Here is a 20,598-nt window from a genome sequence, read left to right as displayed (position 1 = left end):
ACCCGAAGGACGATTGGTGCCTGGCCAGGATCAGACCGCTCCCCGCGAGCACGTGAGCACCGACACAACGGCAGCCGAAACAGCGGCGGCAGGCGCCGATCGAGAGCCGGATGGTTCAGCGGCGCGAATCCGTCGCCTCGTCGACGGGCCGGCGGCCCGCGTCGGCATCCTGATCGCCGCGGCCATCGGCGTGATCTACAACCTCGTCGGCTTCCCCGGCCTGCGGCACCTCGGCAGCTACTACCGGATCGACCTCGACGTGTACCGCATCGGCGGCACCGCGCTGGCGAACGGCGTCGCGCTCTACGGTCAGATGCCGCCGACCGCCCTCGGCAAGTCGCTCCCGTTCACCTATCCCCCGCTCGCCGCGATCGTGTTCAGTCCGATGTCCGCGATCAGCCTCGGGGAAGCCAGCACCGCCCTGACCGCGCTCTCGCTCGTACTGCTCTTCGCGACCGCGGTCGTCACCCTCACCTCCATCGGGGTGCTGCCGGAGCGCACCCTGCTGTGGACGGCCGGGGCGGCGTTCGCCGGTGCGATGGCGCTGGAGCCGGTGTACTCCACCCTCGACTACGGCCAGATCAACATCGTGCTGATGGCCCTGGTCGCCGCCGACTGCCTGCTCAAGAAGACGCCGTGGCCGCGCGGCGCGCTGGTCGGTCTCGTCGCCGCGGTCAAGCTCACGCCCGCGGTGTTCGTGCTCTACTTCCTGCTGCGCAAGGACTTCCGGGCCACCGCGGTCACGGCGGTGAGCTTCCTCGCAGGCACGGCCATCGGCTTCGCGGTCTCGTTCACCGATTCCAAGCAGTACTGGACCGACACCCTCATCGACTCCAACCGGATCGGCAGGCCCGCCTACCCCGCGAACCAGTCGATCACCGGCATGCTCGCCCGCCTCGGCCTCGACCCCTCGCTGCGTACCCCGCTGTGGATCCTGGCGAGCGCGGCGGTTCTGATCGTCACGGTCCTGGCCGCACGCCGGGCGCTGGCCGCTGGCATGCCTGCCCTCGCGCTCACCATGACCGCACTGTTCGGGCTCCTGGCCTCCCCGGTGTCGTGGTCACACCACTGGGTCTGGGTGGTCCCGACGTTGCTGATCCTGGGGCACCTCGCCTACACGCGACGCAGCCTCGGCTGGGCGGTGTGGGTCGCAGGCGGAGTGGCTCTGTTCGTGGTGGCCCCGCACTGGCGGCTGGCGCCCGGCCGGACCAGTGGCCTCGGCTGGCCGCTGTGGGATCAGTTCCTGGCCTCGTCGTACGTGTGGTGGGGCCTGGTGACGTTGGTGCTGGTCGCCACGGTCGGCGTCACGGGCAGGGCGAGGCGGATCGCCGCAGACGAGCGGTCGAGGGTGCCCGCCCCTGCCTAGCTGGCCCGGGTGTCCGGGATCCGGTCGGCGACGGGCGCGGGTGCGGCCGTCGCCGTCTCGGCGGGCTTGTTCTTGAGCGTGGCCGCGTAGATGTCGACGTACTCCTGACCGGACAGCGCCATCAGCTTGTACATGACCTCGTCGGTGACCGCGCGCTCGACGAAGCGGTTCCCACCCATGCCGTTGAAGCGCGAGAAGTCGATCGGCTCGCCGATCTTGATCACGATCTTCGCGGGACGCGGGAAGCGCGAGCCGATCGGGTTCAGCTTGTCGGTGCCGATCATCGCGACCGGGATGACCGGAACGCCGGACTGCAGCGCCATCCGCGCCATGCCCGTCTTGCCCTTGTACAGCCGGCCGTCCGGGGAGCGGGTGCCCTCGGGGTAGATCCCCAGCAGCTTGCCGTCGCCGAGCACCTTCATACCGGCGTTGAGCGCATCCTGTGCCGCGTCGGCACCGGTCCGGTCGATCGGCACCTGGCCGACCGCGGAGAAGAACCAGCGCTGGAATCTGCCCTTGAGTCCGGTACCGGTGAAGTACTCGCTCTTGGCCAGGAAGGTGATCCGGCGCGGCGACTTCAGCGGCAGATAGAACGAGTCCATCACGGCCTGGTGATTACTCGCGAGAATCGCCGGACCGTTGGTCGGAATGTGTTCGGCGCCTTCGATAGTCGGGCGCCCGAGCACCAGCAGGATCGGCCCGAGAAAGATGTATTTGACCAGCCAGTACCACATGGCACCCTTCCCGAAGTCATCCGTGCTCACGCTATGTTTCTCGTGTGATGACTGTACTCACGGCAGGTTGATGTGGCCACCGGAGGGGCACCCGGCCACCGGTGTCGTCGCGAGCGGGGTCAGGATTCCAGCGCCTCGCGAGCGAGTTCGGCAGCGCCGATCATCCCCGCCGCCTCGCCGAGCTGGGTCGGCCTGATCCGGGCCAAGGGGCGATGCCCGGATCCGGTGATGAGCGTGGCGTAGTGATCGCGCGCATCGTCGAGGAAGAGCGGAGCCGAACTGGCGACACCGCCCGCGATCACCACGAGGTCGGGGTCGTAGACATCGCTCACCATCGCGAGCCCGACACCCAGCCAGCGCGCGAACTCCGCCATCGTCGCCATCGCCACCTTGTCGCCGTCCTGTGCCGCGCCCGCGACTCGGCGACCGGTCAGGCCCCCCGGGTTCCCGGCCACCTCGCGGGCCAGGATCGTCGACTCGGCGGGATTGGCGGCCAGCAACTCGATCGCGGTGTCCACCAGCGCGGTGCCGCTGCAATAGCGCTCCCAACAGCCGCGTTTGCCGCAGGCGCAGGGCCGTCCACCGGACATCACCTGCACATGACCGAGTTCGGGTGCCACCCCGTGGCTGCCCCGGTAGAGCGCGCCGCCGATCAGCAGGCCCGCACCGATCCCGGTCCCGATCGACATCATCAGCACGTTGTGGCCGCCTGCCGCGGCACCGAACCGGTACTCCGCCCACGCCGCCGCATTGGCGTCGTGCTCGAGGATCACCGGCATGCCGAGGCGATCGCTGAGGTCGCGCGCGACCGGGGCGTCCACCCACGGCAGGTGCGGCGCGAAACGCACCGTGGACCGGTCAGGGGTGATGAAGCCCGCCACCGCGAGGCCGACCCCGGCGATCTCGTGCCGCGCGCAGAGCTCCCTGACCGCGCGGTCGAGCCCGTCCTCCAGCGCCTGCGCCGACCGCGGGGTCGGCGCCAAGGCCGAGTCGAGCACCTGACCGTCGGCGTCGACCACCGCCGCCCTGATGCTGGTTCCGCCGACGTCGATGCCGATCGTGAGAGCGGTCCGACCGCCGGTGCGCGTGCCCATGGTCACCGATTGTGCTCGACCTGAACCGAGATCGGGACGAACTTCGGGCGAGCGCCCTGCGCGTCTGCGCCGGGACCGGCCGTCGACCCGTCTGGCCCGCCGTCGGGGTCGGGATGCGCCCCGTGTTCGTCCAGGATCTGCCGGAGCAGGGCGAGCAGCACCGCGGCCTGCGAACCGAGCAGCGTGATCAGGTCGTGCTGCTCCCCTCGTGCCAGCGCTGCAAGCGCACACACCGGGCACCAACTGCACCCGTACGGCCCCGGCTCGCCGCCGTCGGGGCTCGCGGCGGCAGCGGCGGCCTCGGACGCCTTCTGCAGCAGCGGCTCCAGCCGATCGAATGCCGCGTGCGTGAGCGCCCGCAGCTCGGCGACCAGGTCCGCGTGATCGTCGCTCACAGCGGCCAGACCTGCGGGTCGGGCCGGAACCGGACCACGAGGTCGCCGTCCTCGAACTGGGCGCCGACCGTGGTGCAGCGGCGGAGCACCGACGCCAGCCTGACCCTGCGCCGAACCCCTGCCGCGCCGACCACCAGATCGTCCTCGACCCTGCCGAGGGTCAACGTGGACGGGTCGACCAGCGGCATGCGCAGACGCAGCGCGTACACCGATTCCACCCCCGACCCTGACTCCAGTTCCACTCTCGCCGCCGTCGAATCGTCGTCCGCGGCGGTCAGCGGATCGACCCCGGCCGGATACAGCGCATCGGCGAGCGCGGCAAGAGAGTCAAACCCTACCGGCTCGACGGCATTCTCGTCGGCCGTGCGGACCGGCAGCCCGCCGAGCGCGGCAGCCAGCGAATCGAGCTGCGCACGCTCGCGCTCCGCACGCTCCGCATACCAGCGCAGTGCCGGATGGTCCGTGCCGGCGTCCGACCCCGGATCATTTTGCGGCAGAACCTTGTTCACGATCGCGCCGTCGACTCGCACGCCGAGCACGGACATCGCCGCCGCGATACGCCGCGCCTGCGCCACGCCAACCGCATCGGCGGTGAGCACCATTCGCGCACAGGTGTTCTGGCGGTCCGCGAGCATCGCCCGGACCGGAAGGGTGAAGTCGCTGAGACGGTCGACCAGCAGCGCGGCGATCGCCTGCGAGCGCTGCGCGCCGGGCACCGTGGCCCTGAGGTACCGGGGCCAGATCCGCTCGAGGTAGTCGTGCACCATGTCGGGAACCGTGAGAAGGCGCAGCAGATCACCGGTCGGCGGGCAGTCGACCAGCACGGCGTCCCAGTCCCCTCCGTGCGCGAGCCGGGCGACCTCGGCCAGCCCGAGCAACTCCTCGGCGCCTGGCAACCCCGTCAGTTCCTGCGGGTCGGGCAGCGAGAGCGCAGAACCGTGCTCGTGTTCGGCGCCGCTCGGGATCAGCGCCGACAGCGCGACCAGTCGATCCTCGAGCAGGGTCAGCGTGTCGAGTTCGAGCACCTCGAGCCCCTGCGCCACGGCGACGATTCCCGTCCCCGTCGTTGCGGCCGTCCGGTCCAGCGCGAGCACATCGGTCAGCGAGTGCGCCCGATCGAGGGAGATCAGCAGGACCCGGTCTCCGGTGCGCGCCAGCGCAATCGCGGTCGCGGCCGCCAGTGTCGTCTTCCCGACGCCACCCTTACCGATGAAGAACCGGATCTGGGTGTTCGCATCGGAGCCGCGCCCGGTCAGCCTTCGACCCTCTTCTTCAATTCCTTGAGGGCGGTGTCGGTGATCGCCTTCTCTGCCTTGCGCTTGAACAACCCGATCATCGGGATGTTCAGGTCGACGGTCAGCTCGTAGGTGACCGTGGTGGTCCCGTCCGGCAGGTCCTCGAGGGTGTACGAGCCGTCCTGCGACTTCTGGATCTCGGCAGAGGCCAGCGACCAGCGCACGGACTTCCCGTCAGACGCCCAGTCGAAGTCGAGTTCGTAGGTGTCCTTGACCATCCCGGCGTCCAGCACGAACCGAACCCGTCGCGCGCGACCGTTCGACCCGCGGGCGAGCACCTCGACTGACTTCGCCGCGGCCACCCACTCGGGGTACGCGTCGTAATCGGCGATCACGTCCATCACCCGACTCGAGGGAGCGGCGATGCTGATCGACCTCTTGGTCTTGTCGGCCATACGACCAACGCTTCCTTTCACTCCAGGACGGCCACGAATGCACTCGAACCCATCACACACGAAACCGACGTGCGCGCACAACGACCGACGGCACCGTCGGTCGGGCGATCACCTGGCGGTCGGCGACTCTCCCGCAGGCCGGCCCGCCTCGAGCTCACGCTTGGTGCCGAAGGTCATCACCTTGCCCGCGACGCGGCGCGCCCGGGTGAGGGCCGCGAGATCGAGCTCGGCCAGTTCCGCGGGGCCGACTCCGGTCGGCTCGGCGTGCAGGAAGTAGTGCACGATCGTGCCGTCGAGCTCCGGCTCCAGCCAGACCTCCATGGTTCCGGTCAACGCGCCCGCGACCGTCCAGCGAATCCCCTTCTCGCCTCGGTCCTCCCGCACGGTGATCTGGAGATCCGGCCACCAGCGACGCCATTTCGACACCACGCCGATCGACTCCGCGACCGATGCCGGCGGCGCCGCGATGAAGGTCTGGTCCGAGACCTGAATGCTGCTCACCGGATTAGCTTCACACACTCCGCGTGGCGGGTGCGGGCCAGGGCCGATCGACACGGGTTAAAGTGGAACCGCAGCAAAACCTACTCGTCAGTACACCCGCAGTGCCGGAGGTCTTCGTGCGTGAATTCAGCGTTCCGTCAACTTTCACCATCCCTGAGGACGCGTCCGCCGTCGACTCGGTGTTCACCCACGCGGCGAACACGCCCGGCCTGGCCGTCTTCACGCGACTGACCGGCGGCACGTGGACCGATGTGTCCGCGGCGGAGTTCGCCGACCAGGTGACCGCGGTGGCCAAGGGCCTGATCGCGCTCGGTGTGCAGCCGGGCGATCGGGTCGGCCTGATGTCGTCGACCCGATACGAGTGGCAGCTGATCGACTTCGCGATCTGGGCCTCGGGCGGTGTCACCGTGCCGGTCTACGAGACCTCCGCCCCCGAGCAGGTGCGGTGGATCCTCGAGGATTCCGCCGCCGTCGCACTGTTCGTCGAGAACGAGGGCCGCGCGAAGGAACTCGAGAAGGTCGCGGCCGAGTCCCCCGCGCTGCGCAAGGTGCTGCAGATCGAGGGCGCCCCAGGAGCGGTCGCTGAGCTGATCGCACTCGGCGCCGACGTCAGCGACGAGGAGGTCCGGTCCCGCGCCGACGCGCTCAAGGCGAGCGACCCCGCGACGCTGATCTACACCTCCGGCACCACCGGTCGCCCCAAGGGCTGCCAGCTCACCCACTCCAACCTCATCGCGGAGTCGCGCGGCATCAGCACCTCCGGATTCGGCGAGCTGCTGCGCCCTGGTCGTCGCACCCTGATGTTCCTGCCGCTGGCGCACGTGCTCGCCCGCGCGGTCTCCCTCGCGGCCTTCGATGCGGGCGCCACCGTCGGCCACACCTCCGACATCCCGAACCTGGTCCCCACCTTCGGCACGTTCAAGCCCGACTTCATCCTGTCGGTGCCCCGGGTGTTCGAGAAGGTCTTCAACACCGCTCGCCAGAAGGCACACGCCGAGGGCAAGGGCAAGATCTTCGACAATGCCGCCGAGGTCGCGATCGAGTGGAGCGAGGCCCAGGACGCCGGCGGCGCCGGCTTCGGCCTCAAGATCAAGCACGCGGTGTTCGACAAGCTGGTGTACTCCAAGCTCCGTGCCGCGCTCGGCGGACAGTGCCAGCTCGCGATCTCCGGCGGCGCCCCGCTCGGTGCCCGGCTCGGCCACTTCTTCCGCGGCATCGGCGTGACCATCTTCGAGGGCTACGGCCTGACCGAGACGACCGCTGCGGTCGCGGTGAACACGCCGGGCAACCAGAAGGTGGGCAGCGTCGGAAGGCCGTTGGCCGGCAACGCGGTTCGCATCGCCGAGGACGGCGAGATCCTGCTCTCCGGTCCGGTGGTCTTCGGCGGCTACTGGCGCAATGAGGCGGCCAGCGCCGAGGCGCTCGAGGACGGCTGGTTCCACACCGGCGACCTCGGCTCGGTCGACACCGAGGGCTTCATCACGATCACCGGACGCAAGAAGGAGATCATCGTCACCGCGGGCGGCAAGAACGTCGCGCCCGCGCAGCTCGAGGACCAGCTCCGCGCGCATCCGCTGATCAGCCAGGCGCTCGTTGTCGGCGACCAGAAGCCGTTCATCGGCGCCCTGATCACTGTCGATCCCGAGGCGTGGACGGGCTGGAAGCAGCGCAACAGCAAGCCGGCCGGGGCCACCGTCGCCGACCTGATCGCCGATGCCGACCTGGTCGCCGAGGTCGATGCGGCCATCGCGGAGGCCAACAAGCTGGTCTCGCACGCGGAGTCGATCAAGAAGTACCGGATCCTGCCGGTGGACTTCACCGAGGAGACCGGCGAGCTGACGCCGACCCTCAAGCTCAAGCGCAACGTCATCCACCAGAGCTTCGCGGACGACATCGAAGCCATCTACGCCAAGTAGGCGGCTCCGCCGCCTGTGAGTCTTTCTGGTCCCTAGACGGACCAGAAAGACTCACAGGCGCGAAACGCCTAGTGAAGCAGGCCGCTGAGCTTGGCTGCCAGCGCGTCCCAGCGCCACTGCTCGGACACCCACGCGCGGCCTGCGGCACCCATCGCCGCCGCGCGATCGCGGTCGGCGAGCACCGAGATCACCGAATCGGCCACCTGCCGAACCGACCGCCCGTCGACGACATGCCCGGTCTCGTTCTCCCGCACCGTTTCCGGCGCGCCACCGGACCGACCGGCGATCACGGGGACACCCGAGGCCGAGGCCTCGAGGAACACGATCCCCAGCCCCTCGACGTCGAGGCCCGCTCCCCTGGTCCGGCACGGCATCGCGAACACATCGGCGATCGTGTGGTGTGCCGCGAGCTCGGCGGACGGGACGGTGCCCGTGAACACCACGTGCTCCTCCATGCCGGTGTCCCTCGCCAGCGCGTGGAGCCTGCTCTGGTACGGGCCGCCACCGACGATGACGAGCACCGCGCCGTCGATGGACTCCCGGATCCGCGGCAGCGCCCGGATCAGCACGTCCTGACCCTTGCGCGGAACCAGCCGGGACAGGCACAGCACGGTCGGGCGATCGCCGAGTCCGTATCGCGCCCGCAGCTCCGCCCTTGCCGCCGGGTCCGGTCGGAACACCTCGGTGTCGACACCGGGCGGCAGGTGCTCGAGCGCGGCCCCTGCCCCGAACGCGGACGCGAACCGGCCGCGCGTGTACTTGCTGACGAAGGTGACCGTGTCCGTGGTGTTCCCGATCCGGTGCAGCGCCTGCCTGGCACCGGGCAGCATCGACCAGCCGACCTCGTGGCCGTGCGTGCTGGCCACGACCCGCTCGGCGCCCGCCCGGCGCAGCCCGGGCGCGAGCAGTGCCAGCGGGGCCGCCGCGCCGAACCACACGCTGTCGCATTCGCGCGACCGCACCAGCTTGGCCGCCCGGCGGGCCACCAGCGGCGTCGGCAGCATCAGCGTCGTGGGGTGGCGGACCACCTCGAACGGCTGACGCGCGTCGAACTTCTTGTGGCTGTCACCGCGCCAGCGCGGGGCGTACACCACCAACTCGTCGGCGGGCAGCGCGTTCGCAAAGGACTGGAGGTAGGACTGGATGCCTCCCGGTCGGGGCGGAAAATCATTCGTCACCAACAGGGTTCGGCGCATACGTCCACCGTAATTGCCGGGCGCGGGCGGCCGCTGCGCAGGGTCGAGTCGGCAGGCCCTCAGTCGAGGCCCTCGGCAACCCAGCGGCCCCAGTTGGTCACGAACTCGGAAGCGGACAGCCCGACGGCCTCATGCAGCTTCTCGTCGAGCTCGTGGCTGTCGACGGGTCCCGTCGCCAGGTCCACGTACAGCTCGCGGAGCGTCCGCTCGTCGAAACGGTCGGCGACATAGGCCGATACGGACCAGGCCAGCTCGTACGCGGCCTGGGCGCGCTCCCCGCCCGCCGTGAAGTCCGCGTCGACGGGCAGCCGCGTCGGTGGCCCGTGCGCAACGACCGCCGCCGCCAGAATCGGCGCGGCCCGACCGACGGGGACATCGGCGTCACGGTGACCGGCGTAGTCGGCGAAGCCCTCCAGCATCCACATCGGCGATCCGTCGGTGGTCGCGACGCGGGCGGCCACGTGGGTGAGCTCGTGTCGCAGCACCGAGTGCCGGGTTTCATCGTTGAGCCGCTCCGACGCGGCCGGGCTGAACACGACGCGCTGGCCCGTCGCGGAGTCGGCCCCTGGTTCGACGACGTCCGAGACCGCGACCGCGGCGATATCGGACCCGCTGTGGTCTGCTCCGACCTGTTCCATGAACTCGTCCTGGGAGGAGCTGACCACCACGAGGGCCCGCTGCGACCAGTCCTGGCCCCACAGCTCGGTCACCGAGGACACCGCATCCGCGAGATCCGCCGCGATCGCGTCGATCAGTTCCTCCTGATCGGAGTGACCGAGCACCACCGACGAATGCGAGCCGGTGTCCACCTCGCGCACCACCACCGGACCGAAATCCCAAGGGCCTCGCCAGGTGTGGCGCCCGTACTCGGGCAGCGACCGGTCGGACACCAGGGTCCAGTTCTCCCCTCGCCTGGCCACGATCAGCGCGACCGGCTTGCGCGTGGAACCGGTGTCCGCGCCCTCGATGGCGTAGCGCAGGTACGCAGGCACCGCCCACACGTCGGTGGCGTCGAGCTGCTCGGCCAGGTCCGTCGGGACCGGGGTCTCGGGGTCGGTTCCGATCTCGTAGCCCCAGTCCGCCAACGGTACGTCGGCGAGATGCTCACTGCGGCGGATCTCGGAGGCGAGGAACTCGGGCGCGGCGGCGCGGTCGAACAACGCGGCCAGCGCGGCGGTGTCACCGTCCCTGACCGCGCTCGCCCATCGGTTCAGGAGGTCCTGGACGCCCGCGCGGCGCGCCTGTTCGTACGGGTTGACGCTGGCGGCACCGCCGGAGCCACGCAGCTCCGGTTCCGCCGGCTGCGACCGGGCCGTCAACACGCCGACCGCGACGACGGCGAGCACCAACCCCCCGAGCGCAGCCGCCTCCCATTTCCGGATCCGACGCCGTGGCTGCCGCGGCGGGACGTCCGGTACGGCGTTCAGTACCGTCTGGCGCCGTAGAACGGGTACGCGTCCATCGGCGCGACCTTGACCGGAACACCGAAGGTGGACGCGTGCAGGATGTTGCCGTTGCCTGCGTACATGCCCACGTGCGAGATGTCGGGGTAGAACAGCACCAGGTCGCCCGGCTGCAGCTCCGAGCGCGAGACCGGCACGCCGCCGGCGGCCTGGGCCTGGCTCGAGCGGGGCAGGGTCTTGCCGATCTGCTTGTACGCCCACACCATCAGGCCCGAGCAGTCGTACCCGTCCGGACCGGTGGCACCCCAGACGTACGGCTTACCGACCTGGGTCATGCCTGCCTGCAGCGCGCCGGAGTTCGACCCGGGAGTGAGCCCCTTGAGGATGGTCTGCGGATCGAATCCCGGAGGGAAGGGGGTGCCCGCGAGCGCGGACTTCTCCGAACTGCTCAACGCGCCGAACGCCTGGGTGACCTGCGCGATCTGCGCCTGCAGGTCGCTCTGCTTGTTCTGCAGGTCGTCGCTGATCGACCTGGCCTGCTCGGTGGCGGTGCGCGCGGCATCGGCGGACTGACGCGAGGCCTCGGCCGCGGTCGCGGCCTCATCGGTGGCCTGCTTGAAGTGACCAACCTGGGCCGCGGTGTCCGCGGAGAGCACGCTGAGCGTGGACATCTGGTCGAGGAGTTGCTGCGGGGAATCGGAGATCATCACCGCGAACAGTCGATTGACGCGGGCGCCCTGGTAGCTGGCCGTCGTCAGTTTGTCGACCGCGGGCTGGAACTGGGCGATCCTGGCCTTCGCCTCGGTCAACAGGTGCTCGTCGGCGGCGTGCCTGGCCTCGGCGTCGCGCTGGACGGCGGTCTTGGACTCGAGGTCGATCTGGGCGTTGTGCAACGCCTCGTTGGTCTGCTCGGACGTGCGGGAGAGTTCGGAGAGCTTCTCGAGCGCGGCTGTCGGATTCTCCAGCGCGGGATCCGCGGTTGCGGTACCCGCGGGGACCGCGACAGCCGCGAGGGACAGCAGGCCCGTCGCCAGCACTGCGCTGGTGGATCGCTTCAGTCTCTGTGACGCCACGAAAGCTGGTACTCCGTTCTTCCACTGCCCGTCGACCGGATTGGCTGACGGGTCGGGCTGGGAAGATCAGCCCTGCCCAACGAACCGAGGTCCGAGCGGGAGATTCACCCCGGCGAACTGCGTCCCCGGTACCGGATCGGCGCCTGCGGCGCCCGATCCGGTGTGGTGGTGACCACCGATGCCACGCCGGGTGACGCGGCAAGATTTCGGAAGGTCTCAGACAGGTTACGGAATGGCATACGGCGATGTCCACCCGAACTGTGGGGGCAATTTCCGCTCACGCCGAGCACCGCGCGACGGGCGCGGGACCACCGACAAAAACGTGGTGGGCCCGAACGGTCACAGACGGTTCGGGCCCACCACGGGGGTTCGTGCGCGACGCTCAGTAGCGGCGGGCGCCGTCCATCGGCATGGACGACAGGGGCGCGCGCTTGACCGGGGTACCGGAGGTCGCGGCGTGGATGACCTCGCCGTTGCCCGCGTAGATGCCCGAGTGCGAGCCACCGTAGAAGGAGACCACGTCGCCCGGCTTGAGGGCGGAGGTGGAGACCGGCGTGCCCGCCGAGGCCTGGTCGTAGCTGGTGCGCGGCAGGTTGATGCCGGCCTGCTTGAAGGCCCACTGCACGAGACCCGAGCAGTCGAAGGCATCCGGGCCGGAGGCGCCGTACACGTAGGGCGAACCGATCTTGCTCGCGGCGGCCTGGACGGCCTTGTCACCTGCGGAGACCAGGGGCGCGGGGGCAGGAGCGCCGGGGGCACCGGGCAGCACAGGGAGGCCGGGGACCTGGATGGTCTGGGCAGGCACACCCGGAATGTCGAAGGTTCCGATGCCAGAGATCGTGACGGGCTCGGCAAGCGCCGGACCGGCAGAGACTGCGATGGCACCGAAGGTCAGCGCGCTGGCGACCGCGATGCGGCGCACGGAACGCTGGGTAGTGGATGAAGCCACGAGAAGGGTTACTCCGTTTCTTCCGTTCATCCGCCGACCGAGTTAGCTGACGGGTTCGGGCTGGGAAGATCAGCCCTACCCGGCGGCACGCATATCGCGCTCCGACGGGATTCACCCCAGAGAAACTTGGGTTCCCGGCACGATCGCTCTCTCGAGTGATCGATTAGGCGGTACCTGGCGATGCCGCACCGGATGGTGTGGCAAGACTCCGCTAGGTCTCAGGAAGATTACGAAAGCGTCCAGCCCCTGTCGACCCAACACGCCCGACCAGTGGGCCGATTCGGACATATCGCCCAGAAATGCGCGCTACGCCACTCCCGGGTCACGGACAGATAACGACCGACCGGTCTGCGTGGCATCCACGGCCCGCACCAACCGGAGCCTCGGCACCAGCCCGACATCGGCGAGCACGTCCAGAGCAACCCGTTCGTCCTGCTCAATACTGATCCGGGCCGACCCGGCGGAGTCCACCGCCCGCACCCCCGGCCGGACACCGGGCGGCCCGAGCAGCACCGTCACCACACAGTCACCGCACGCGGTATTACGAACCTCGCAGTCGTTGCAATCGACAATCACTGTGATCCTCGTCTCTACCGGTGGCCTCGCGGCGTTTCGGAGGCCTCTGCGACGGAAACTAGCGGCCAGGTCCGACACCGACGACGCGACGACCGCGGCAGGTGGGCCCTGTCGGTGGCCACCCCTAGCCTCAGCCGGGTGAGCCCGCAGAGTCCGCCAAACGTCCAGCTGAGCTTCGACGAGCTCGACACCCCGCTGCGGGACACCACCTTCGTCGTCGTGGACCTCGAGACCACCGGCAGCGCGCCAGGCGAGGACGCGATCACCGAGATCGGCGCGGTCAAGATCCGTGGCGGCGAGGTCATCGGCGAGCTGTCCACCCTCGTCGATCCCGGCCGCTCGATGCCCCCGTACATCGTCGAGCTGACCGGGATCACCACCGCCATGCTGATCGGGGCACCGCGAATCGAGCGGGTGCTCCCGAGTTTCCTGGAGTTCGCGCGGGGCGCCGTCCTCGTCGCCCACAACGCGCCCTTCGACATCGGCTTCCTCAAGGCCGCCACGGCCCGCTGCGAGCTGCCCTGGCCCCCGTTCCAGGTGTTGTGCACCGTCAAGCTCGCCCGCCGGGTGCTCGGCAGGGACGAGGCGCCCTCCGTCAAGCTCTCGGCCCTCGCCGCCCTCTTCGACGTCAGCACCAAGCCGACCCACCGGGCCCTCGACGACGCCAGGGCGACGGTGGACGTGCTGCACGGGCTCATCGAACGGGTCGGCAACCTGGGCGTGCACAGCTATGCGGAGCTGGTCGACTACCTCCCCAACGTCTCCGCGGCGCAGCGCGGCAAGCGCGGGCTCGCCGCGAACCTCCCCCGCACCCCCGGCGTCTACCTGTTCCGCGGCCCGTCCGACGAGGTGCTCTACGTCGGCACCGCGGTCAATCTGCAGCGCCGGGTGCGTGGCTACTTCACGGGATCCGAGACCCGCGCACGGATGAAGGAGATGGTGGCGCTGGCCACCAGGGTCGACCACGTCGAGTGCGCGCACGCGCTCGAGGCGTCGGTGCGCGAACTCCGGCTGCTCGGCGCGCACGCACCTCCGTACAACCGGCGCTCGAAGTTCCCCCGCCGGGCGTGGTGGATCACCCCCACCGCCGAGCCGTTCCCCCGGCTCGCGATCTCCCGCAAAGCGACCGAGGACGCCCTCGGCCCGTTCAGTTCACGGACGGACGCGGCGGAGGTCGCCGCCACGATCGCCGACATCTGCCGAATCAGGACGTGCACCAAGAGAATTCGCGATGACCAGCCGCACGGGCCCGACTGTCCCGACAGCGCGGTCGGCGGTTGTCCCGCCGGGGGCACACCACAGAGCGCGGCCGAGTACCGCCACGCGCCGGACTCCGCGCACGCGCTCATCCGGGGAACCGACGACGCGCCACTGCACGGACTGCGGACCCGGATCGAGGAACTCGCGGCCGCCGAACTGTTCGAGAGCGCGGCGCGGCTTCGTGACCGCACCACCGCGCTGGCGCTCTCGCTCCGGCGAGCCCAGCGCCTCGCGAGCCTGGCCGCCGTCGACGAGCTCGTCGCCGCGCGCCCCTCCCCCTCCGGCGGATGGGAGCTGGCGGTGATCCGGGCAGGCAGGCTCGCCTCCGCCGGGGTCGCGGAGCGCGGCGTGCCGCCGATGCCGGTCGTCGAGGCGCTGACCCTGTCGGCCGAGACCGTGATCGAGGAGCCGTCACCGCTGCGGGGCGCCACGGCGGGCGAGGCCGCGCTCATCGCCGGCTGGCTCGAGACGCCAGGGGTCCGGATCGTGCGCGCGAGCCACGGCTACGCCGAACCCGCCCGCGGCGGTGGCGGCTGGCTGCAATGGTGCGCCGTGGCGCGGGGCGCCGCCGCGGCAGCCGGCACCGCCTAGGGTGACAGGGGAAAGAACAGAGCCGGACGCCCATCTATAGGGAGACACCCACGCGGCCCTCCCTATAGATAGGACGCCACCGCAGCCAAGGAGCGAGATGATCAACGCCATCGTCCTCATTCACGCCGAAGCGCACCGGATCCCGGAGACCGCGCAGGCGGTGGCCGACATCCCCGGGGTGTCCGAGGTCTATTCGTGCGCGGGTGACGTCGACCTGATCGCCATCGTGAAGGTCCGAGACCACGCCCAGATCGCCGAGGTCGTCACCGGCGCGATCAACAAGGTGGACGGCGTCGTGCAGACGACGACCCACATCGCCTTCCGCTCCTACGCCAGCGCCGACGTCGAGGCCGCCTTCTCCATCGGCGAGTGATTCGGCGCGGGCCCGCCGTTCGGCTTCGGCCGACGGCGGCTCCCGCACCGGGCGGGCGTCAGTCCGCCAGTTCGGTGGAGACCGCGACCCAGCGGTCGAGCAGCGCCGCCGCGTCGCCGCTGTCGATCGCGCGCACGGCCCGTTCGAGGCCCGCGCGCAGGTCGCTGTCCAGGTCATCCGACAGGCCGCTGTGGGCGGCGATGGCGCCCGCCGCGTTCAGGACCACCGCGTCGTGCACGGCGCCCCGCTCGCCGCCCAGCACCGCCCGCGCGATCACCGCGTTCGCCTCGGCGTCCCCGCCCCGCAGCGCCGACAGCGGCACCCGCTCGATCCCGAGCGCCGTCGGATCGATGCTGTCCTCGCGCACCTGCCCACCGGACACCACGTACGCCGTGCTCGTGGTCGAGGTGGTGATCTCGTCGAGTCCGTCGTCGCCGCGCACCACCAGCGCACTGCTGCCCCTGCGGGCGAGGACCCCCGCCACCACGGGCTGCAGGTCCTGGAAGGCGCAGCCGATCAGACCGGCTCGCGGCCGCGCGGGGTTGGTCAGCGGTCCGAGCACGTTGAACACCGTCGGGATGCCGATCTCCTTGCGCGGGCCTGCGGTGAACCGGAACGCAGGATGAAAGGTCGGCGCGAAGCAGAACCCGATCCCCACCTCACGCACGCACCGCGCGACGGCGTCCGGGCTCAGGTTGATCCGCACTCCCAGCGCCTCGAGCACGTCGGCGCCGCCGCTCTTCGAGGATGCGGCCCGGTTCCCGTGCTTGACCACCCGGATGCCCGCGGCGGCCACCACGACCGAGGCCATCGTGGAGATGTTGACCGTCTGCTGCCGGTCACCGCCGGTGCCGACGACGTCCACCGCGTCACCGTCGACGTCGATCGTGCGCGCGTGCGCGAGCATGGCGTCGGCGATACCGGTCACCTCCGACGGGGTCGGGCCCTTCATCTTCAGTGCGATGCCGAACGCCGCGATCTGGGCGGAGGTGGCGTTGTCCGACATGATCTCGTCCATCGCCCATGCCGCGGTCCCCGGATCGAGATCGCGTCCGTCCGTCAGCGCACCGAGCACCTCTGGCCAACTCCCCATCGCAACCGCCTCATTGTCGTCGCCGTCAGCACAATCGAGGACGAAGCTTAGTCAGTACGGGCAACCGGTTTCCGCGGCGGCTGCAGCGCATCCCATCCGAGGACACGGCCGCCGGCGCGCTGCGCCAGCCCCGCCATCCGGGAGCGCTCCTGCGAGCAGTGCAGCGCGTCGAGTAGCTGCACCCGCTGCAGGACCAATGCCACCAGCTCCTCGGTCCCCTGTTCCGCCCCGGCCGGGTCGCCGCCGCCCGACACCGGCGCGTCCGGCGCCGCGACGGTGTAGCGGTCCTGCCCCGCGAGCTCGACGGCGGTTGGCACCTGATCCGCGGGCAGCAGCAGATGGTGCCTCAGGACGGCGTCCGCCTCGGCCATCCAGCCGGGCTCCGACGCCTCCGCCCGCTCCAGCGCCCTGCTGCACGCCTCGGCGTCGTCGAAGCTCGACGCCACCACCACCAGATCGGTCCGCGTCACGTCGAGCGGCACCGCCCGACGCCGCCCGAACCGCTTGCGCCACCACCGCACTCGTTCCATGACACCAGCGTCGCATGCCCGACTACCTGCACAATCACAGACCACGGCATACTGGTCGCAGGCCGCGACGCGCCAAGAACGGACCCGGGTAGTACTCGCTTACGACGAAGCGTCATACTTCTGTCTGTGACGAGCGCAGTAGGGACCCAAGGATCCGCAATCACCCAGCGCGTGCACTCGCTGAACCGGCCGAACATGGTCAGCGTCGGCACCATTGTCTGGCTGTCCAGCGAGCTGATGTTCTTCGCCGGCCTGTTCGCGATGTACTTTGTCGCGCGCGCGCAGGCGGACGGACACTGGCCGCCGGAGCCCACCGAGCTGAACCTCGGCCTCGCGGTGCCCGTAACCGCGGTGCTGGTGGCTTCATCCTTCACCTGCCAGATGGGCGTCTTCGCCGCTGAGCGTGGTGACGTCTTCGGGCTGCGCCGCTGGTACACGATCACCCTGGTCATGGGCATCATCTTCGTGCTCGGCCAGGCGTACGAGTACTACCACCTGGTTCACGAGGGCACCACGCTCGCCAGCAGCTCGTACGGCTCGGTCTTCTACATGACGACCGGCTTCCACGGCCTGCACGTGATCGGTGGTCTGGTCGCCTTCGTCTTCCTGATCGCGCGTACCAAGGTCAGCAAGTTCACCCCGGCACAGGCAACGGCTGCGATCGTTGTCTCGTACTACTGGCACTTCGTCGACATCGTGTGGATCGGCCTGTTCGCCACCATCTATTTCATCCGTTAAGAAGCTGAACGCAGTTCACAGCCCAAGCCCGTTCAGTCCGTCCCGCGAGACCAAAGGGATACAGATGAGTTCATCCCCCCCTTCAGCAGCCGCCGGTAGCGCGTCTGCCACGAAAGCCCGTCGGCAGCGAAAGTTCCGGCGGCGCGTCACCGGCGCCATGGTCCTGATGATGGGCCTTGTCGGAGCCGGTTTCCTCGCCGCGGCGCTGACACCGACTCCGCAGGTGGCCACCGCGTCCGACGATTCGGCAGCGCTGATCCGCGAGGGTAAGCAGCTCTACGACACGTCCTGCATCACCTGCCACGGCGCGAACCTGCAGGGTGTCCAGGACCGTGGCCCGAGCCTCATCGGCGTCGGCGAGGCGGCCGTCTACTTCCAGGTGTCGTCCGGCCGCATGCCCGCGGTGCGCAACGAGGCCCAGGCCCTCCGCAAGCCGCCGAAGTTCGACACCAAGCAGACCGACGCCCTCGGCGCCTACATTCAGGCCAACGGCGGCGGTCCGACCGTGGTCCGCGACGAGAACGGCGAGATCGCCCAGTCGTCGCTGCGCGGCAACGACGTGGCCAGGGGCAGCGAGCTGTTCCGCCTGAACTGCGCGTCGTGCCACAACTTCACCGGCAAGGGCGGCGCCCTGTCCTCCGGCAAGTTCGCCCCGCCGCTCGAGCCGGCGAGCGAACAGCAGATCTACCAGGCGATGGCCACCGGTCCGCAGAACATGCCGAAGTTCTCCGACCGGCAGCTGAGCCCGGACGAGAAGCGGGACATCATCGCCTACATCAAGTCCGCGACCGAGTCCAAGAACCCCGGTGGCTACGGCCTCGGCGGGTTCGGCACCGGCCCCGAGGGCATGGCCATGTGGGCCATCGGAATCGTTGCGGTTGTTGGCGCAGCACTCTGGATCGGAGCAAAGTCATGAGCGACGCCGGTCACGGCGATACGCCAAAGAAGCACACCGAGGAAGAGCTCGCCGCGATGAGTCGCGACGAACTCGTCGAACTCGGTACCAACCTCGATGGCGTCGACATCGCATTCCGCCGCGAGCGGTGGCCCGTCGAGGGCACCAAGGCGGAGAAGCGTGCCGAGCGGAGCGTGGCCATCTGGTTCACGCTCGCGGGCATCTCCGCCCTCGCGTTCATCGCGATCTACCTCTTCTGGCCCTGGGAGTACAAGGGCATGGGCGAGGAGGGCTACAGCGCGTACAACCTGTACACGCCGCTGATCGGCCTGACCATGGGTCTCGCGATCCTCGGTGTCGGTATCGGTGCGGTGCAGTTCACCAAGAAGTTCATCCCCGAAGAGGTCTCCATCCAGGACCGCCACGACGGCGGCTCCCTGGAGCAGGACCGCAAGACGATCGTCGCGGAGCTGAGCGACACGCTCGACACCTCGACCATCGGTCGCCGCAAGCTGATCACCCGCAGCCTCGGCTTCGGTGCGGGTGCCCTCGGCATCATGGCGATCATGCCGCTCGGCGGTCTGATCAAGAACCCGTGGGCGAAGGGCGACAAGTCCGACCTGTGGACCTCGGGCTGGACCCCGACGTTCCCCGGCGAGACCATCTACCTGCGTCGCTACACCGGTCGCACCGATGACGTCGTCCTGGTCCGCCCCGAGGATCTCGACGCGGGCGCCATGGAGACGGTCTTCCCGTTCCGTGAGTCCGAGCGTGGCAGCGAGCGCGCCCTTGCGCACGCCCTCAAGCGCGCCGACAACCCGGTCATGCTCATCCGCCTGCGGACCGAGGATGCCAACAAGGCCGTCAAGCGCAAGGGCCAGGAGAGCTTCAACTTCGGCGATTACTTCGCGTACTCGAAGCTGTGCACGCACCTCGGCTGCCCGACCTCGCTCTACGAGCAGCAGACCAACCGGATCCTGTGCCCGTGCCACCAGTCGCAGTTCGATGCTCTCCAGTACGGAAAGCCGATCTTCGGTCCCGCTGCCCGTGCACTGCCGCAGCTGCCGATCACAGTGAATGAAGAGGGTTTCCTGGTCGCCAACGGTGACTTCGTCGAGGCTCTTGGCCCCGGATTTTGGGAGCGTCCGTCATGACAACCACCACAGTTGGCCAGTCCAAGATCGCGGCACACGCCGCGAAGGCGGGCGAGAGCATGGACTCGCGGTATCACCTCGCGGCCGGCATGCGGCGGCAGATCAACAAGGTCTTCCCGACGCACTGGTCCTTCATGCTCGGCGAGATCGCGCTCTACAGCTTCGTCATCCTGCTCATCTCGGGTGTCTACCTGACGCTGTTCTTCGATCCGTCGATGGCGGAGGTCGTCTACGACGGCGCCTACCAGCCGCTGCGCGGCGTCGAGATGTCGCGGGCGTACGCCACGACACTCGACATCTCGTTCGAGGTGCGCGGCGGCCTGTTCGTCCGACAGATCCACCACTGGGCCGCGCTGATGTTCGCGGCGTCGATCATCGTGCACCTGCTGCGCATCTTCTTCACCGGCGCGTTCCGACGCCCGCGTGAGGCGAACTGGGTCATCGGCTGCCTGCTGCTGATCCTGGCGATGTTCGAGGGCTTCTTCGGTTACTCGCTCCCCGACGACCTGCTGTCCGGCACCGGCCTTCGCGCCGCGCTGTCCGGCATCACGCTGAGCATCCCGGTGATCGGCACCTGGATGCAGTGGCTGGTCTTCGACGGCGACTTCCCCGGCCAGCTGATCATCCCGCGCCTGTACGTGGCGCACGTGCTCCTGCTGCCCGGCATCATCCTGGCCCTGATCGGCGCGCACCTGGCGCTGGTCTGGTACCAGAAGCACACCCAGTTCCCCGGCCCCGGCCGCACGGAGCAGAACGTCGTCGGCGTCCGCATCCTCCCCGTCTTCGCGGCAAAGGGTGGCGCGTTCTTCGCCTTCACCTTCGGCATCCTCGCGCTGATGGGTGGCCTGCTGCAGATCAACCCGATCTGGAACCTCGGCCCGTACAACCCGTCCCAGGTGTCCGCGGGCGTGCAGCCCGACATCTACATGATGTGGACCGACGGCATGGCGCGTCTGTGGCCGGCGTGGGAGATCTACCTGTGGGGCACCTACACGATCCCGGCGGTGTTCGCGGTCGCGATCATCATGGGCCTGGTGTTCACGGTGCTGATCGCCTACCCGTGGATCGAGA

General features: G+C 69.4%; 21 protein-coding genes and 2 riboswitches. Of the genes, 8 read left to right on the top strand and 13 right to left on the bottom strand.

Features of this window, described 5'->3' with window-relative positions; genetic code table 11:
- Positions 1-127: 127 nt before the first annotated feature.
- On the top strand, positions 128-1,366 hold the full coding sequence (locus BR31_RS0118250) for a glycosyltransferase 87 family protein (RefSeq protein ID WP_231496559.1): 1,239 nt from the start codon (positions 128-130) through the stop codon (positions 1,364-1,366).
- On the opposite strand, the gene BR31_RS0118245 is transcribed toward BR31_RS0118250, so the two are convergent.
- From BR31_RS0118245 to BR31_RS0118220, 6 genes are all read right to left on the bottom strand, one after another.
- Positions 1,363-2,100, bottom strand: a complete 738-nt coding sequence (locus BR31_RS0118245) for a lysophospholipid acyltransferase family protein (protein ID WP_027502235.1) — start codon at positions 2,098-2,100, stop codon at positions 1,363-1,365. The two genes, BR31_RS0118250 and BR31_RS0118245, sit on opposite strands and share 4 nt — an antisense overlap.
- 119 nt (positions 2,101-2,219) lie before the next feature.
- Entirely contained in the window at positions 2,220-3,194 is a 975-nt protein-coding gene (locus tag BR31_RS0118240; protein WP_027502234.1) for an ROK family protein, read from the bottom strand.
- Positions 3,195-3,196: 2 nt separating this feature from the next.
- Positions 3,197-3,589, bottom strand: coding sequence for a hypothetical protein (locus BR31_RS0118235; protein WP_027502233.1), 393 nt, complete (start codon positions 3,587-3,589; stop codon positions 3,197-3,199).
- The gene (locus BR31_RS0118230; protein WP_269321360.1) at positions 3,586-4,800 is read right to left on the bottom strand and encodes an ArsA family ATPase; all 1,215 of its coding nucleotides are present in this window, start codon (positions 4,798-4,800) and stop codon (positions 3,586-3,588) included. The genes BR31_RS0118235 and BR31_RS0118230 overlap by 4 nt, the downstream gene beginning before the upstream one ends.
- A gap of 41 nt (positions 4,801-4,841) precedes the next feature.
- Positions 4,842-5,279 carry an SRPBCC family protein gene (locus BR31_RS0118225; protein WP_027502231.1) on the bottom strand — a complete coding sequence of 146 codons (438 nt, stop codon included), beginning with the start codon at positions 5,277-5,279 and terminating at the stop codon, positions 4,842-4,844.
- A 108-nt stretch (positions 5,280-5,387) separates the two neighbouring features.
- The gene (locus BR31_RS0118220) at positions 5,388-5,780 is read right to left on the bottom strand and encodes a hypothetical protein (RefSeq protein WP_027502230.1); all 393 of its coding nucleotides are present in this window, start codon (positions 5,778-5,780) and stop codon (positions 5,388-5,390) included.
- Between the two features lie 116 nt (positions 5,781-5,896).
- Here BR31_RS0118220 and BR31_RS0118215 point away from each other — a divergent pair, with 116 nt between their 5' ends.
- Entirely contained in the window at positions 5,897-7,696 is a 1,800-nt protein-coding gene (locus BR31_RS0118215) for an AMP-dependent synthetase/ligase (protein ID WP_027502229.1), read from the top strand.
- Positions 7,697-7,764: 68 nt separating this feature from the next.
- Here BR31_RS0118215 and BR31_RS0118210 read toward each other — a convergent pair whose 3' ends face one another.
- The 5 genes from BR31_RS0118210 to BR31_RS29165 all read right to left on the bottom strand — a co-directional run bounded on the left by BR31_RS0118210 (position 7,765) and on the right by BR31_RS29165 (position 12,836).
- The gene (locus BR31_RS0118210; RefSeq protein WP_027502228.1) at positions 7,765-8,892 is read right to left on the bottom strand and encodes a glycosyltransferase family 4 protein; all 1,128 of its coding nucleotides are present in this window, start codon (positions 8,890-8,892) and stop codon (positions 7,765-7,767) included.
- A gap of 59 nt (positions 8,893-8,951) precedes the next feature.
- Positions 8,952-10,238, bottom strand: coding sequence for a hypothetical protein (locus tag BR31_RS0118205; protein ID WP_231496552.1), 1,287 nt, complete (start codon positions 10,236-10,238; stop codon positions 8,952-8,954).
- 77 nt (positions 10,239-10,315) lie between these two features.
- Positions 10,316-11,368, bottom strand: a complete 1,053-nt coding sequence (locus BR31_RS0118200; protein ID WP_027502226.1) for a C40 family peptidase — start codon at positions 11,366-11,368, stop codon at positions 10,316-10,318.
- Positions 11,369-11,381: 13 nt separating this feature from the next.
- Positions 11,382-11,520, bottom strand: a riboswitch (cyclic di-AMP (ydaO/yuaA leader).
- Positions 11,521-11,750: 230 nt separating this feature from the next.
- Positions 11,751-12,317, bottom strand: a complete 567-nt coding sequence (locus BR31_RS0118195; protein ID WP_027502225.1) for an NlpC/P60 family protein — start codon at positions 12,315-12,317, stop codon at positions 11,751-11,753.
- 15 nt (positions 12,318-12,332) lie between these two features.
- Positions 12,333-12,497, bottom strand: a riboswitch (cyclic di-AMP (ydaO/yuaA leader).
- Positions 12,498-12,623: 126 nt separating this feature from the next.
- The gene (locus BR31_RS29165) at positions 12,624-12,836 is read right to left on the bottom strand and encodes a hypothetical protein (RefSeq protein ID WP_442970225.1); all 213 of its coding nucleotides are present in this window, start codon (positions 12,834-12,836) and stop codon (positions 12,624-12,626) included.
- Positions 12,837-13,031: 195 nt separating this feature from the next.
- Between BR31_RS29165 and BR31_RS0118185 the strand changes: the two genes are divergently transcribed.
- Together BR31_RS0118185 and BR31_RS0118180 are read left to right on the top strand one after the other, a co-directional pair.
- Positions 13,032-14,744 (top strand): DEDD exonuclease domain-containing protein, encoded by a 1,713-nt coding sequence (locus BR31_RS0118185; RefSeq protein WP_027502224.1) that lies wholly within the window; start codon positions 13,032-13,034, stop codon positions 14,742-14,744.
- A gap of 97 nt (positions 14,745-14,841) precedes the next feature.
- Entirely contained in the window at positions 14,842-15,117 is a 276-nt protein-coding gene (locus BR31_RS0118180) for an Lrp/AsnC family transcriptional regulator (RefSeq protein ID WP_027502223.1), read from the top strand.
- A 58-nt stretch (positions 15,118-15,175) separates the two neighbouring features.
- Here BR31_RS0118180 and trpD read toward each other — a convergent pair whose 3' ends face one another.
- Together trpD and BR31_RS0118170 are read right to left on the bottom strand one after the other, a co-directional pair.
- Entirely contained in the window at positions 15,176-16,210 is a 1,035-nt protein-coding gene (gene trpD / locus BR31_RS0118175) for an anthranilate phosphoribosyltransferase (RefSeq protein ID WP_027502222.1), read from the bottom strand.
- Positions 16,211-16,257: 47 nt separating this feature from the next.
- On the bottom strand, positions 16,258-16,740 hold the full coding sequence (locus tag BR31_RS0118170; RefSeq protein WP_037177187.1) for a hypothetical protein: 483 nt from the start codon (positions 16,738-16,740) through the stop codon (positions 16,258-16,260).
- Between the two features lie 126 nt (positions 16,741-16,866).
- On the opposite strand from BR31_RS0118170, the gene ctaE reads away from it, so the two are divergent.
- The 4 genes from ctaE to qcrB all read left to right on the top strand — a co-directional run.
- Positions 16,867-17,478, top strand: a complete 612-nt coding sequence (ctaE, locus tag BR31_RS0118165) for an aa3-type cytochrome oxidase subunit III (protein WP_027502220.1) — start codon at positions 16,867-16,869, stop codon at positions 17,476-17,478.
- 64 nt (positions 17,479-17,542) lie between these two features.
- Positions 17,543-18,394, top strand: coding sequence for a cytochrome bc1 complex diheme cytochrome c subunit (qcrC, locus tag BR31_RS0118160; RefSeq protein ID WP_081830564.1), 852 nt, complete (start codon positions 17,543-17,545; stop codon positions 18,392-18,394).
- On the top strand, positions 18,391-19,527 hold the full coding sequence (gene qcrA / locus BR31_RS0118155) for a cytochrome bc1 complex Rieske iron-sulfur subunit (RefSeq protein ID WP_027502218.1): 1,137 nt from the start codon (positions 18,391-18,393) through the stop codon (positions 19,525-19,527). The genes qcrC and qcrA overlap by 4 nt, the downstream gene beginning before the upstream one ends.
- Positions 19,524-20,598 (top strand): cytochrome bc1 complex cytochrome b subunit (gene qcrB / locus BR31_RS0118150; protein WP_037177185.1); only part of this gene is annotated, 1,075 nt, incomplete at its 3' end. The genes qcrA and qcrB, both read left to right, overlap by 4 nt.

Source organism: Rhodococcus sp. UNC363MFTsu5.1 (genome assembly GCF_000686785.1).
Taxonomy (GTDB): Bacteria; Actinomycetota; Actinomycetes; order Mycobacteriales; family Mycobacteriaceae; genus Rhodococcus_G; species Rhodococcus_G maanshanensis.
The sequence above is the reverse complement of the archived record's forward strand: the minus strand, read 5'-3'. Positions and strand labels throughout refer to the sequence as shown.

Excerpts from the sequence above, each read along its gene's own strand:
- BR31_RS0118210 (WP_027502228.1), bottom strand. The coding sequence starts at position 8,892 with ATGCGCCGAACCCTGTTGGTGACGAATGATTTTCCGCCCCGACCGGGA.
- trpD (WP_027502222.1), bottom strand. The coding sequence starts at position 16,210 with ATGGGGAGTTGGCCAGAGGTGCTCGGTGCGCTGACGGACGGACGCGAT.
- BR31_RS0118245 (WP_027502235.1), bottom strand. The coding sequence starts at position 2,100 with ATGTGGTACTGGCTGGTCAAATACATCTTTCTCGGGCCGATCCTGCTG.
- BR31_RS0118240 (WP_027502234.1), bottom strand. The coding sequence starts at position 3,194 with ATGGGCACGCGCACCGGCGGTCGGACCGCTCTCACGATCGGCATCGAC.
- BR31_RS0118170 (WP_037177187.1), bottom strand. The coding sequence starts at position 16,740 with ATGGAACGAGTGCGGTGGTGGCGCAAGCGGTTCGGGCGGCGTCGGGCG.
- BR31_RS0118225 (WP_027502231.1), bottom strand. The coding sequence starts at position 5,279 with ATGGCCGACAAGACCAAGAGGTCGATCAGCATCGCCGCTCCCTCGAGT.
- BR31_RS0118180 (WP_027502223.1), top strand. The coding sequence starts at position 14,842 with ATGATCAACGCCATCGTCCTCATTCACGCCGAAGCGCACCGGATCCCG.
- qcrC (WP_081830564.1), top strand. The coding sequence starts at position 17,543 with ATGAGTTCATCCCCCCCTTCAGCAGCCGCCGGTAGCGCGTCTGCCACG.
- qcrA (WP_027502218.1), top strand. The coding sequence starts at position 18,391 with ATGAGCGACGCCGGTCACGGCGATACGCCAAAGAAGCACACCGAGGAA.